We start from the raw sequence: 13724 nt of genomic DNA, 5'->3' as shown, positions 1-13724 counted from the left end.
AACTTTATTTTTCAGCAATGACTGTTAATGTCATAATTTCGTTCCAGACTTCTTGATTGCTTGCTAGTCTTTCTAACTCTTGATAATAATCTTGTTTTGCATCTTCTAATTTTTCTGCTGAAAGGGTTTGAAAGGGAAAGAGATTCTCATTAGAAACGGGGAAGTTAATCATCACTTCCCACTTATTTTTTACTGTCTCTAAATCAATATAATGACCTAATTGATCTTGATGAATTTCTATGTTTTTAAACCCGATACTCTCTAGAAGATTAGAGCAAGTTTCTTTTGAACCTATTTTTTGGTGCCAATGAGGAAAATTAATATTATATTTTGGTGCAATTTTACTTAAGGTATATCCTTCAATAAAAGAAGTTTCTGACCAATAATTAAACCCGATTTTTCCTCCTAGTTTTAGCCAAGAATAACAATGGTTTAAAACATTAGTAATATCATTAAAGATAACCATAGCAGCACAACAACTTATTCTCTCAAATTTTTCTGTAGGTAATTCTAAACTCTCTATATCGGTTTGTAAAAATTCAAGATTATTTATGTTTAGCTTTTGAGCTTTTTTTTGGGCTTCTTTTAACATTGATTCTGCAATATCGACTCCTATAACATAACCGTCATTTCCTACTTTTTTAGCAATTTCAATGGACACTAAACCTGTTCCTGTGGCAATATCTAATACAGTTTGCTTAGGTTTTATATCAAGATATTCTAGTAATAAATCAACCAGTTTCGGATGAAAGTCACCTTGATCATAGGTGGTACTACGTTGGTTATAAAGATTAGCGATCGCTTGTTGATAAGGGTTTAACATTGGTTTATTTTTGAGCTACTAAGAAAACAAAACGATCGCAGAATTCCAAGTTAGATAAATTAGCATATTTTTCTGTCATTTCTGTTAATCCTTGCTTAATTTCTTCATCATTAAATCTGGATAATAAAGACATATAACGATTTTTAACCATGTTAAAGTAGTTTTCTTTGGGAATAGAGACAGCATATTCTACAAAATTAACTGTAGTTTTAAAACCAATATTTTCACAGATATTAACTAAATTATTATAGTGAGGTTGTACAGACTCATAAACAGATAAAGCTTGTTGAAATAGGGGATATTCTATGGTAGGAGGCAGTAAAATAGTTAATAAAATTCCTTGTTCATTTAATCGGTCAAATAATCCTTGTAAAAGTTTTTCTTTATCATTGATATGATGGATCATTTCTTTGATTAAAATTTTATCGTATTTTCCCTGTTCATGAGCGAATTCTACAGCATCTTTAACCAGGGTTTGATAATTATTATTACTAGGTATTTTTTCTAGCATTTTATCAGAAGGATCAACACAAATTATTTTATTTTCTAGGCTTATTTGTGAGGCGATCGCCTTACTATAAATGCCTGTTCCACACCCGAGATCAACTAAAATATCTGTAGATTTTAACTGTAAATTCAAGATAATTGCTTGAGTTAAGAAATCAATAAAATCTGAGGAAGTACCCCAAAAATCGTCGTATTGTTGAGCAAGTTTTTGATAATGTTCTTGAATAGAATATTTCATAAGATTACCTCTCGAAGTATTTTAATTATATTCCTCGTATCTCGGAATGACAACTTAAATAGGGTTTGCTGAATAAAAGCAAAACCCTATTCTTTAAAAGGTTACACCCATATTCGCGATCGCAAAAAAGATCAGCTTTGTCGGCTACAAACCGCTATAATTGGTAGAAACACCTCCCAGTTGTTGGTCAAGAACAAATGTATCGAAAAGAGGAGCAACCTTTACCGCCCCCAGAAAAATTTGAATTACCTTTCGAGGGCAAATTGTCCCCCAATAATCGTTGGGTAATCATGGCAGAGTTGATACCTTGGGATGATTTTGAGGAAGAATATGCTAAACTTTTTTCAGCAGAAAAAGGTGCGCCAGCCAAACTATTTAGAATGGCATTAGGGACATTAATTATTAAGGAAAAATTAGGAACAAGTGATAGAGAAACTATAGAACAGATTAGAGAAAATCCCTATCTACAATACTTTATAGGTTTAAATTGTTATCAACAAGAGCCACCACTGGAATCTTCAATGCTAGTTCATTTTAGGAAAAGAATTGATGGAGAATTGATAAACAAAATCAATAAAAAAATAGTAAAAAGAGAAATAGACAAGAGTGATAAAGAAGTAAAAAAAAAGGATTGTCTCCAAGAAAAAGGAGAAAAAATAAAAAATAAAGGTAAACTAATTTTAGATGCGACTTGTGCGCCAGCAGACATCAAATACCCAACGGATTTAGGCATATTAAATCAAGCCAGAATTGAGACAGAAAGAATAATAGATAATCTTTATACACCATTAAGAGTAAAATTGAGAAAAAAGCCGAGAACTTCTAGAAAAATTGCTAGAAAGGAATACTTAAAAGTAGCTAAAAAACGAAAAGTATCTTATCAAGAAAGAAGAAAAGCTATCGGGAAACAGTTAAAATACCTTAAGAAAAATTTAGGAAATATAGAAGACTTAATTCAAGCTGGGGCTTCCCTGGAAAATCTGAGTAAAAGACAGAAAAATTGTCTAGAGACTATCAAAAAAGTTTATGAACAACAACAGTCAATGTGGGAGAATAAGACCCAGAGTGTTCCTCAAAGAATTGTAAGTTTAACTCAACGGCATATTCGTCCAATAGTGAGGGGAAAAGCAGGAAAACCAATAGAGTTTGGAGCTAAACTCTCAGTAAGCTGTGTAGATAACTATGTGTTTCTAGACAAAATAAGTTTGGAAAACTTCAATGAATCTTGTCATTTAAAAGAACAAGTAGAAAAGTATAAAGAAACGTTTGGCTATTATCCCGAATCCGTTCATGTAGATAAAATTTATCGAACTAGGGAAAACAGAAATTGGTGTAAGGAAAGAGGGATAAGAATCAGTGGTCCGAAGTTAGGAAGACCTCCGAAAAATGTCAGTGAAGAAGAAAAGAAACAATCCCACTCCGATGAATGCTTCCGTAATGCTATTGAGGGAAAGTTTGGACAAGCTAAACGAAGATTTAGCCTAAATCTCGTGATGACAAAACTCCCTGAAACCTCCATTACATCTATTGCTATTACATTTTTAGTTGTCAATCTTTCTAAACTTCTGAGGCAGTTTTTGTCGCTTTTTTTGTCCTTATTTACTAATAATAGAACAGGGGAACTCATCAAACCGCCTTTCATTAATTTTGATTATACTTTAAACAATTTTTATGTACTAAAACTTATTGATTTGTCAGAAAATTCTTGGTCAAAAGTGGCATAAATTTTGGAGAAACTTTTTCAGCAAACCCTAATTAAAATACCAATTAATGTCCAAATTAAGATCCAAATTAATGCCCAAATTTTATTATTTTGTGAGTTATTAATCTCTTTTATATCTTCTTTTAAAGCATTAATTTCTCCCTTTAATACTTCTCTATCTGCTTTTTCTGTTGTCAACTCAATTTTTATTTCTGTAACATCTTTCTGTAAACAGTCTAACTTTTGGTTAATATCTGTTAGAATTTCTGTTAAATCTTTTTCAATCTTAATTGACTTTGTTTTGTCTTTCTTATAAGAGTTTTTCATAAAAAATACTAATACTTTTTGTTTTGTCAAGTTTGTTTTGCAAATCTTATTGATAAGAACAAAAATATAGTTTAAATTGAGATTATATCATTTTGATAAATTTAGACTACAGATGTCAATATTGTAGGGGTTAACGGCCGTTAACCCCTACTTTTGGAAATTGGTATTATTTAGGTTTTTTACACTGATTCAAAATATCATTAAGAAGATAGGGACAAATTTCAGGAAAATCACAACCAGGATAATCAATTAAATAGAGATCAATTGCGTCTGAATAAATACCTTCCCATTCCCCCTCTAATTTTGGTTTCATAGAAGGGCTATAACGTCTTTTGATACTGTTAGAAAATGCTTTAATTTCTGCTTGCCAATGACGATTAGTTTGCGGTTGATTAGCATAATCAATCTTTAACTTATGTTGAATCATTCTAGTTAGTAAGGAAATCACCGCTTGATAATCACTTCTTCCCAAAGCTTCGATCTCCTCTATTATATTTTCCCAGTCCAATTTCTCTAAATTTTGCTCTCTTAATGCTTCGCTTTGTTCCATTGTCCATTGATAAAAATCTGTTTCATAAGTGTCTATTTTTTTTCCTTGAATCATCGGTTAAACTCCTATTTATCAATTAACAATTTTCATTCCCAGGTACGAGGAATCTCTTTAACATCTTAATCATAATGCCTCTTTGTAGTGAACTGTTTCACCTAAAATGAGGCAATAGTAATGTGAGCATCTTGCTCACTATAGCAATCACCGAATGATTCATGAGAACATCAAGATCCCCCGTTCAGTTCCCCCCTTATGATCCCCCCTTTAGTTCCCCCCTTAATAAGGGGGGTTGGGGGGTTGGGGGGTAGTGGGGGGATAACAATTCACTTAATTCTCACAACTGATAACTGATTGCTATAGGTAGGAAGAATAGCGAGCAAGATGCTCGCACTACTTGAAATCTAAATGTTAAGAAATGTAACAATAGCCAAAAAAAATCGACGGAAGGGCAAAGGGCTAAAGGGCAAAAGGGCAGAGTGCAACTAAGTCCTGGGGGGGGCACTCACAACACGAAACCCGACAATAAGGTTGAAGTCGCGCGCGATGAGGTTGAGGCGGTTGGCGCAACGGCAAGCATAAGGATTGAAGTCCCAAGAACCGCCGCGTAGTATTTTTGTAGCATTATTGTCATCTGAAATCCATGCACTTCCGTCACTGGGTGCGCCCTCATAGTTGCTGTGCCAATCATCAGCACACCATTCCCAGACATTACCGTGGGTATCATATAAACCAAAGGCATTGGGGGGAAATTGTCCTACAGCGGTTGTTTCGCTTCTGTATTGACCTTTGGGTTCGGAAGCAAAGACATAATTGCCATTATAGTTAGCTAACTCTGTGGTTATGCTTGCTCCAAAGTGGAAAGGGGTTGTGGTTCCTGCTCTACAAGCATATTCCCATTGCGCTTCACTGGGGAGCTTATATTCTCTCCCTGTTAGCTGTGACAGTCGCTTACAGAACTCCACACACTCATACCACGTCACCTTTTCTACAGGAAGCTCATCTCCTTTGTGATAGGAGGGATCTGGTTTAAGATCAAGATCTATTTTGTTTAAACTAGCGATCGCTTTCCATTGCGCTTGAGTAATGGGATATTTACCCATGAGAAAGGGTGAAACGCTAACCTCATGAATAGGTCTTTCCCATCTGAAATATTCCACATCAAATTTTTTAACCAATCGCTCAATTTCCCCATCATCTGTTCCCATCATGAAAGTACCACCTGGGATCTCTACCATCTCTAAGATCAAGTCATTACCTAAATCTTCCGCTATATATTGCGCTGTAGCTGTTTCACGCTTGATTTCTTCTCCTCTGTCATTAACAGTGACAAATTCAAATTGTTTTGTCTTGGCACTGGGAAGAGGTTTTGAAGAGAATTCTTGGACTATCTTAACTAAACCAACTGTTCCTATTCCTATCCCTGTCAAACCCATACCTTTTAAAACTTGTCTGCGACTTACCCTAACTTGCGGTAACTGAGGCCATGTTATTTGTGGCCAATGAAAATTAGGTACTGTTAGTAATGAGGAACCCCTGGATTGTTTTCTTGACCCTGAAATTCTACTTTCCCTATTGCCTCCATTCTCCAATATTGCCAATTCTTTAATAGCATCAAGAGCATCTCTATCAGCAGGAGAAATAGCTAAAACCCTAATCCATAATTGTTCAGCTAGTTGATAGTTCTTCCTTCTTTCCTCTCTGACAGCATCCAATTTCAAGGTGTTTGCATCTTTTAAGGTTGCTTGTTGGTTTATTAACACTAAATGATATTTCGTTGCTGGTTCGGCGATCGCATAAGGACGTTGAATCGGTTTCTGATAATATTGCATCAGTTGAGGAACACGATAACGGAGATGATTATAAAGACGTTCCACCGTAGCACAATTATTTGTCCCTTTGATTCGTAATGCTTCTAATAGCGCGTGAGTAAAAGCTCCCTGTTGTAATTCCTCTATTTCGTAGGACTCCTGTTGCGGATCACACCCGTAAAATGTAACTACACCTTGGGGTTCTTCTAATCCTATTCCTTCCCCTCTAGCACCCTGTGAACGACAAGCATCCAGGAATAAGACCACATTATCTGCCCCACATCGTCTTAAACGCTCAGTTATCCAGGTAACAGATAAAGCAGATCCCACCACATCCCCTGGATCACTATCCGATAACATTAAATAATCCCTTTCCTGATAACGTTTACCGTGGCCAGCAAAAAAGAACCATAAATTATCACCTGTTCCCAATAATGGCCTCTCAAACTGCGCTCTGAGAAATCTTCTTAACTTTCCGTAAGTGGGTTTAGTGGAAATATGTTTGGGTTTGACTTCTATATCTGGAGAATCCTCTGTAAACAGAAATACCCTATCAAATGCTCCTTCTGTTTTACACCATTGTTTAATCGCCTCAGCATCAGCTTTAGCATATTTTAAATCCCTCAAATTATCATACTTATTGATGCCAATAACGATCGCCCAATTCTTAGCCATCTTTCCGCTTAAACTTGAAAGTCATTGCTCCTTTTCCCCCTGCTTTTCCTCCTATTCCCAGTAAACTAACTTTCCCTTCTCCATTAACTTCTACAGATAACTCTACTTCTTCCAATCTCATTTGACTATTAGGGGGATCAGCTTCATCTAGAATTTCTCTCATTGCCCCGATAAACCCTTTCATTTCTGCTTTCAGTTTTTCTAACTCTACCTCTGTCCGTTTAATTCCAGAAATTTCTGTAGTTATTTCCTCCGATACCTCCAATGTACCTCCGATATCTTCACTATTTCTTGTTCCCTGTTTGTCCGATTTTTCCTCTTCAATGCTTGTAATGATACCAATTTTTTCGGGAATTATTGATGACATTTTGCCTCTCTATTACCTATTTTTTTAGTGATTTTTCTTTTTTGATAAAATTGTGAGTATTTTTTCTTCTACAATATAGCACTACTCATTAATTGGAGTTCGGAGTTCGGAGTTCGGAGTTTTTTCCATGAGATAATCAGGGTTTAAGAGACTGTTCCTAAACAAAATATTAAGTAGGGTGCATTAGGAAAACTATATTTTTTTGGTAGTAGGGGTCAACAGCCGTTGACCCCTACTATAATTTTTTTGTTCCGTAATGCACCGAAAACTTGCTTTTTGGTGTATTAGCGTAGCGTAATACACCCTACAGTTTTTTTAGATTTACTTTACAAACAGTCTCTAAGACTCTTGATGAAAAAGCAGTTGTCTATAAATTTCCTTATATCGAACTCAGATCATTATAGTTAGTCTGTTAAGGAGATTCCTTGTTCCTCGGAATGACAATTAAACAGACCAAAAATGTTATATTAATAATTGTAAAGACTATATTTAATAACGAAAATAATAAAATGTCAGAAACAATTGTATTAGGTGGCGGCTGTTTTTGGTGCGTCGAATCGGTTTATCAAAATGTGGGAGGGGTAGAAGCAGTTGAATCTGGTTATGCTGGAGGAAACACAGACAACCCCACTTATGAGCAAATTTGTACGGGAAGGACTGGACACGCAGAAGTTGTTAAAGTTACTTTTGATCCTGCAAAAGTTTCCTTAACCGAAATATTAGAAGTATTCTTCATTGCCAGTCACGATCCTACCACATTAAACCGACAAGGAAACGATGTGGGAACCCAATACCGTTCTATTATTCTCTGGAACTCAGAACAACAATTAGAAACTGCTAAAACAGTTATTGATAAGCTCAATACTGATAATGTTTTTAGTGGAAAAATTGTCACAGAATTAAAAGAACTCACTGACTATTATAAGGCTGAACAATACCATCAAAACTATTTCAAAAGGAATCCTATGCAACCCTATTGTTTGTTTAGTATTCCTCCTAAACTAAGCAAACTTAAGAAGTATTTTCCTGAGAAAGCATTAGCCTAATAAACTGAGTTCGGAGTTCGGAGTTCGGAGTTCGGAGTTCGGAGTTGGCATAAATATCTGTTTCAAAAACAACTTCTAACTTCTGACTTCGTTAATACTGCCCCCCGTCTCTCTCCGACTCTCTCTTGTCAGATGAAGAAGGTATTGATTCTTGTTGAGGTAAGGGAGAAACGGGGGGAGGAGTAACTGGTCCAAATAAATCAGGAGTAGATAAAGGTTGTTCATAGTCAGCTACAACTTCTCTTAGTTGACTAACTCTGAAAACCAGTTTAAACTGTCTTCCCAACTCTCTCTTAATCAACTGTTCAACTAAACTAACCTGGGTAGGGGTGATAGGATTGTTAATATTTTCCTGAACCGTCACTAAGATGATGGGATACTCTTTACTCCAGGGAAAGGTTGGCCATTGAACATTTAAAGCTACTAACTCACTTTGTTGACCGACGGTGACAGTTTTATTTCTTAAGAGGGTAATAATTTTCCCTTCAAATCTTTCCTGTTGAAGAAGATTACCAAAACTAATAAACAAAGGAAAAACTAAGATTCCTGTTAAGATTGTAAAACCACTCACAGCCTGACTGGTTTGACCATAATTGATGTAATAACCCCCAAAGATAAAAATAATAATACAGGATAAAGTAATACCTAAGAAGTTAGTTAAATATAACAAAAATGCCCCACTGGCTAAGGGTAAAGCGTTTTGAGATAGGGCGATAGCAACAACACATAAAGGAGGCATCAAAGCCACAGAAATAGCTGTCCCGGCTAAAGCATCGCTCAGTTTACGGCGAATTTTAGCAAAGCCACTAATAGCCCCGGCAGCTACAGCCACCCCTAAATCAGCTAAATTCGGTTGAGTTCTCCCTAAAATTTCTGGACCAAAAGAAGCTTCTGGCAGGGCAAAAAATACTCCAACCATACCAGAAATAACGATCGCCGTCATAGTCCCCGTAAGCAGAGTCAAAAGACTACTTTTAACTAAGAAGCGATCGGTATCTAACATCCCTAAAGCTAAACCTCGCAACGGTAACATCAAAGGAGCAATCAACATCGCACCAATAATAACCGCAGCACTATTCATTAAAAGTCCGAGACTGGCAATAATGCAAGAACTAACAGTTAAGAAGAGAAACTCTGTATCAAGCTCGGCTTCGTTTAACAATTCTTGTTGTAACTGTTTTCGGATATCTGGGGGAACTTTGGGAATTTTTCGTTTGAACCATTGCCTAATGGGGATTAACATTAACAACCTGCTTCATGAAACCTATACAAACCTAGACAGGCTTGACGTTCAATTCCTGCTTCATCCAAAAAAGACGATTCTTTCTTGTCCACAGGTGTTTACCGATAAGCCATCAGAACTTTTCAACAAATTCTCGTTGTTTTTGGAGGTGTACATAAGGATCTCTAGAACTCATTTATAGATTTTTCCCCTATACTTTCTCTAGCTTGGTTTTCCTTTTTTTAAGAAAATATTAACCTACCAAGTATCCTTTATGAACTGCACCCGCCCTCATTATTATAGCACTTGATATTAAAGTAAGGGTCAACGATCGTTGACCCTTCAATAAAAATAATTCCTAAATATTAGGTAAGGAAAATGGAAAGAAAAATTAAGAGGGCGATGGCTACGACTAATAACCCTGGTATTAACGACGATTCGTACAAGCATTTAACGCTTGTAAAACCTTATCGGGATGTTTTTCCATGAGAAATGCCTCTCCTTCGTAGGGTAAATCTTGAGGATCGTAGAGGTTTAAACTTCGCCAATCTGCTGAACCTAAACTAGCTAAAATAGAACGAAAGCTAGAAGCATCAGTATTCATAATCGGAACAATTGCTCCATTATCTAATCCGGCGGCACAATCTTGAACAACGTGCCAAGTTTCATGGGCTAAGGTTTCGATATAAAGGTTAAAATCTTGCCGATTATTTTGACACATGGTCATTCTATTATAGTGGGGCTGATAATACCCTAAAATACCTGCTTGGCAACTTTCATAACTAATGGAAATTCCGGCTTTTTTTAAAGCTGTCAAAAATTTTGCTTCATAAAAATTGTAACGGTTGGAATCATCCCCTGATAAATCTACACAACCACCATTATTATTGACTAGATAACTACCATAATCACAGTTACCACCATTACGGGAACTGCTACGGGAATAATCTTGTGCTGCTACGGGAACCGCCATGGCTAAACCACCGGAAACAAGGGCTGTCAAAAGAGTAAGAGTAATTTTCATTTCTTTTATAAAAATTTTACAATAGATTTTATAATCAGTATTCCCAAATGTCTGTGAAAAATTGCTATAAACAAAGTGATCATAATCACTGGTTAAATGTGATACGCATCACGGTTAAACAATTACTATAAGATAAGGGATTCTGTTGATTATCATCTTCGTTTTGGGCAAATTAAACTATAATCCCCTTTAGCAATTATTTATCATCATGGCTATGAAACAATTTATTAGTAGCACTATTATTGTCACAGGAATGGTTTTAGGTTCCTCTTTACTACCCACTCAAGCTCAACAATCTTGTTTTTTAGAAGGAGCCAATGGTCAACATATCGATCTTGGTCATCTTTGTGGCAATGGTAGTTCTAATACCTCTCAACCTAATGCTTCTGGGAAAACGGGAGTTTTTACCGTTCCCATCAAACGCAGAGACTCTGGTATTCCTGTGGTGGATGTCACCTTCAATGAACAACATACTTTTGAAATGCTCTTTGATACTGGAGCGAGTGGTATTACTGTTAGCACGGATATGGCGGAGTCTATGGGTTTAAAAGCTGAAGGACAGGCATTTTCCCAAACGGCCGAGGGTGTTGTTCCTATTAGTTTGAGTACGGTGTCTTCGGTTAAAGCAGGGGAACTAACTTCTTCTGATCTTCAGGTGGCTATTAATCCTTCTTTACCTATCGGACTGTTGGGACAGACTTTTTATGGTCATTATGATGTCATGATTAAGGAAGATACCATTGAGTTACGTACTCGTTAATGTTGACTATTGGCTGTTCCCTACTACAGTAAAAAAGCCCATAATTCTCCTACAGTTAAATTAAAGGATTTGGCAAAATCAGGGACAGATAAAATGTCATTTTCTGCTTCAAAAAGCAAGGTTTTTTGTTGAGCAAAATAAATAAATACAGACTTATCATTAGGATCGATTAACCATCCTATTTCTGTTCCGTTATCTAAACAATAGAGAATATTTTTCACTACTTTTGTTTGACTTTGTTCTGGTGATAAAATCTCAATTACCCAATCTGGTGCTATATAAAATGAGTCTGCAATTTCACCATTATTATCACGAGGAATATTATTCCATCTTAAGATACTAATATCAGGAATAATTGAGCGATCGCTAAAAGTACATCTTAACTCGGAAAAAGCACGAGCAACTTTATTTGATTTAGAGTAATATTAATTGCTGTAGATAATTCGGTTTGAATTGTACTATGTTTTCCCTTCGGCATGGGTTTCTGAATGATTTTTCCCTTAATATATTCCTTCGCTGGTTTTGTTTCTGGTAAGTCCAAAAAATCTTTTAAAGTAATGGATTTAGAAGAAGTTTCTATCATGATTTTATGGGGTCTAAATAATCTGGTTCTGCTCTAATTATTCTTGAAAAATCTATCAATATACTGCTCACAATCTGGACGGTTCTGCTACTTTTTACAGCCTAAATATAAAATAGTAAAAATAATAGATTTTGTTACATTAGTTTACGAAGATAACAATTGCTGGCCATAATAGCGTAATCTAAACTATGTTATTTAAACTCCGTCGTTTAAGAAAGACTTTACTCTATGACATCTATTCAATCTCACAGAAAACCAAAAGCTCACAGCAAAGCAAGAGGTCTAAAACGTGGTAGTCGTCGTCCTGCAAAAGAACTTTGTAGTGATTGTGGATTATGTGATACATATTATATTCATTATGTCAGGAAAGCTTGTGCTTTTATTAATCAACAAATTACTGAATTAGAAACAAGTATTCACGGAAAAAGTCGTAATTTAGATAACGAAAATGAGTGCTATTTTGGCGTTCATCAAGAGATGATATCAGCCAGAAAAAAAGTACCCATTGAAGGCGCACAATGGACAGGAATTGTTAGTACCCTTGCTTGCGAAATGTTAGAAAGGGGGTTAGTAGAAGGAGTGGTTTGTGTACAAAATACTAAGGAAGATCGGTTTGATCCTATGCCAGTGATCGCTAGAACTTCTGAGGAAGTTTTGGCTGCTAGGGTAAATAAACCTACTTTATCTCCTAATCTATCTATCTTAGAACAAATCGAAAAATCTAACTTAAAACGCCTTTTAGTGATTGGGGTTGGCTGTCAAATTCAAGCTTTACGAGCAGTAGAAAAGGAATTAGGTTTAGAGAAACTTTATGTATTAGGAACCCCCTGTGTAGATAATGTTTCCCGTGAAGGTTTGCAAAAATTCTTAGAAACCACCAGCCGCTCCCCTGATACTGTAGTTCATTATGAGTTTATGCAGGATTTTCGGGTGCATTTTAAACACGAAGATGGTTCTGTTGAAAAAGTACCCTTCTTTGGCTTAAAAACTAACAAATTAAAGGATGTTTTTGCCCCTTCTTGTATGAGTTGTTTTGATTATGTTAACTCTTTAGCTGATTTAGTTGTGGGTTATATGGGGGCAGAGTTTGGTTGGCAATGGATTATGGTTCGTAATGAAACAGGAAAAGAAATGTTAGGTTTAATAGAGGATCAAATTAACACCAAACCTGTTATTTCTCATGGAAATAGAAAACAAGCGGTTCAACAAAGTATTCCAGCTTACGATCAAGGGGTAACATTGCCCATGTGGGCTGCTAAATTGATGGGGGTTGTCATCGAAAGAGTGGGACCAAAAGGCTTAGAATATGCCCGTTTTTCCATTGATTCCCATTTCACCCGTAACTATTTATACCTGAAACGCAATCACCCAAAAAAGTTAGAAAATCATGTGCCTAATTATGCAAAAAAAATTGTGTCCCAATATCAGTTACCTGATCAATAAAACACAATTTAATAAGGGTTTTAATACTTTTCAAAACAAGATCGAGGGTCATTAAAACCACTCAAAAATGCTCTTCCTCGCTGTTCGGGGGTTCCATGATGATTGGTGTGTTCATAGTCATAGTCCCCTACCATCATGGCAGTCATTGTGCCTTCTTGTAAGTCACCCGGTTCTAATATTCCGACTTCCTCACTAACTGCAAAAAATGTCCCTGCTAAACAGTCGGCCTGCAACTCGATCTTCACAATAGGAAGGTTTTTGTTGAGAATACCTAGGTGTCTCTGGACAGAATGACCATACTCATGAGCTAGGGCAAAATAACCGGCAGAGTCACCAACTTGTCCCACTAATCTATCCATCTGTGCCATATTTAGATGAATGGTGTTAGAATTGGCGCAATAGTGGGCTAACATCGCAGGACCACAGGGAGTTGACTGGATATTTCGGTGGGAATAGACAAGAGGATAGCGATACTTAACCCCTAAACGCAGTAAAACTTCCCCCCAAAAAGCGTCCAGACCATCGCTAACGGCCGCTATAGTTGGCCGGTCCCATGCTGCTTGCAAGGGTTGAAAGGGAAATAAACCCAGAGACAGAGCAATTATGCTGCTAACAACCTGTTTCTTCATCTCAATTCTTTTTATTTACT

General features: G+C 36.3%; 13 protein-coding genes and 1 pseudogene. 4 read left to right on the top strand and 10 right to left on the bottom strand.

The genetic code is table 11. From position 1 onward, the window contains the following. Positions 1–4 precede the first annotated feature (4 nt). A complete protein-coding gene (locus tag CWATDRAFT_RS07945) occupies positions 5–823 on the bottom strand; it encodes a class I SAM-dependent methyltransferase (protein ID WP_007304515.1) in 819 nt (272 codons plus the stop codon). A gap of 4 nt (positions 824–827) precedes the next feature. Beyond that, positions 828–1568 (bottom strand): class I SAM-dependent DNA methyltransferase, encoded by a 741-nt coding sequence (locus CWATDRAFT_RS07940; protein ID WP_007304514.1) that lies wholly within the window; start codon positions 1566–1568, stop codon positions 828–830. A gap of 197 nt (positions 1569–1765) precedes the next feature. On the opposite strand from CWATDRAFT_RS07940, the gene CWATDRAFT_RS07935 reads away from it, so the two are divergent. Beyond that, complete coding sequence (locus tag CWATDRAFT_RS07935; protein ID WP_007304513.1) at positions 1766–3292, top strand: IS5-like element ISCwa2 family transposase; 1527 nt, start codon at positions 1766–1768, stop codon at positions 3290–3292. 17 nt (positions 3293–3309) lie between these two features. Here CWATDRAFT_RS07935 and CWATDRAFT_RS07930 read toward each other — a convergent pair whose 3' ends face one another. From CWATDRAFT_RS07930 to CWATDRAFT_RS07915, 4 genes are all read right to left on the bottom strand, one after another. Further along, positions 3310–3597 (bottom strand): hypothetical protein, encoded by a 288-nt coding sequence (locus CWATDRAFT_RS07930; protein ID WP_007304512.1) that lies wholly within the window; start codon positions 3595–3597, stop codon positions 3310–3312. A 166-nt stretch (positions 3598–3763) separates the two neighbouring features. After that, positions 3764–4201, bottom strand: coding sequence for a DUF29 domain-containing protein (locus CWATDRAFT_RS07925; protein ID WP_007304511.1), 438 nt, complete (start codon positions 4199–4201; stop codon positions 3764–3766). Positions 4202–4629: 428 nt separating this feature from the next. Next, the gene (locus tag CWATDRAFT_RS07920; protein WP_007304510.1) at positions 4630–6630 is read right to left on the bottom strand and encodes an SUMF1/EgtB/PvdO family nonheme iron enzyme; all 2001 of its coding nucleotides are present in this window, start codon (positions 6628–6630) and stop codon (positions 4630–4632) included. Then, positions 6623–6997, bottom strand: a complete 375-nt coding sequence (locus tag CWATDRAFT_RS07915) for a Pepco domain-containing protein (RefSeq protein WP_007304509.1) — start codon at positions 6995–6997, stop codon at positions 6623–6625. Before CWATDRAFT_RS07915 ends, CWATDRAFT_RS07920 begins: the two co-directional genes overlap by 8 nt. A gap of 509 nt (positions 6998–7506) precedes the next feature. Here CWATDRAFT_RS07915 and msrA point away from each other — a divergent pair. Continuing rightward, complete coding sequence (gene msrA, locus CWATDRAFT_RS07910) at positions 7507–8043, top strand: peptide-methionine (S)-S-oxide reductase MsrA (RefSeq protein WP_021829864.1); 537 nt, start codon at positions 7507–7509, stop codon at positions 8041–8043. A 91-nt stretch (positions 8044–8134) separates the two neighbouring features. Here the strand turns inward: msrA and CWATDRAFT_RS07905 are convergent, their stop codons facing one another. Further along, positions 8135–9286, bottom strand: coding sequence for a TIGR00341 family protein (locus tag CWATDRAFT_RS07905; RefSeq protein ID WP_007304507.1), 1152 nt, complete (start codon positions 9284–9286; stop codon positions 8135–8137). 406 nt (positions 9287–9692) lie between these two features. Continuing rightward, the gene (locus tag CWATDRAFT_RS07900) at positions 9693–10289 is read right to left on the bottom strand and encodes a hypothetical protein (RefSeq protein WP_007304506.1); all 597 of its coding nucleotides are present in this window, start codon (positions 10287–10289) and stop codon (positions 9693–9695) included. A 208-nt stretch (positions 10290–10497) separates the two neighbouring features. Here CWATDRAFT_RS07900 and CWATDRAFT_RS07895 point away from each other — a divergent pair, with 208 nt between their 5' ends. Next, the gene (locus tag CWATDRAFT_RS07895; RefSeq protein WP_007304505.1) at positions 10498–11049 is read left to right on the top strand and encodes a retropepsin-like aspartic protease family protein; all 552 of its coding nucleotides are present in this window, start codon (positions 10498–10500) and stop codon (positions 11047–11049) included. A gap of 23 nt (positions 11050–11072) precedes the next feature. Here the strand turns inward: CWATDRAFT_RS07895 and CWATDRAFT_RS07890 are convergent. After that, a pseudogene (locus CWATDRAFT_RS07890) lies at positions 11073–11632 on the bottom strand (Uma2 family endonuclease). Positions 11633–11860: 228 nt separating this feature from the next. On the opposite strand from CWATDRAFT_RS07890, the gene CWATDRAFT_RS07885 reads away from it, so the two are divergent. Continuing rightward, positions 11861–13075, top strand: a complete 1215-nt coding sequence (locus CWATDRAFT_RS07885; protein ID WP_007304502.1) for a Coenzyme F420 hydrogenase/dehydrogenase, beta subunit C-terminal domain — start codon at positions 11861–11863, stop codon at positions 13073–13075. Positions 13076–13095: 20 nt separating this feature from the next. Here the strand turns inward: CWATDRAFT_RS07885 and CWATDRAFT_RS07880 are convergent, their stop codons facing one another. Further along, complete coding sequence (locus tag CWATDRAFT_RS07880) at positions 13096–13704, bottom strand: neutral zinc metallopeptidase (protein WP_007304501.1); 609 nt, start codon at positions 13702–13704, stop codon at positions 13096–13098. Between the last annotated feature and the right edge of the window lie 20 nt (positions 13705–13724).

The sequence above is a fragment of the Crocosphaera watsonii WH 8501 genome, from assembly GCF_000167195.1.
GTDB classification, from domain to species: domain Bacteria; phylum Cyanobacteriota; class Cyanobacteriia; order Cyanobacteriales; family Microcystaceae; genus Crocosphaera; species Crocosphaera watsonii.
Note: the sequence above shows the minus strand (reverse complement) of the source record. Positions and strands in the feature narration are given on the sequence as shown.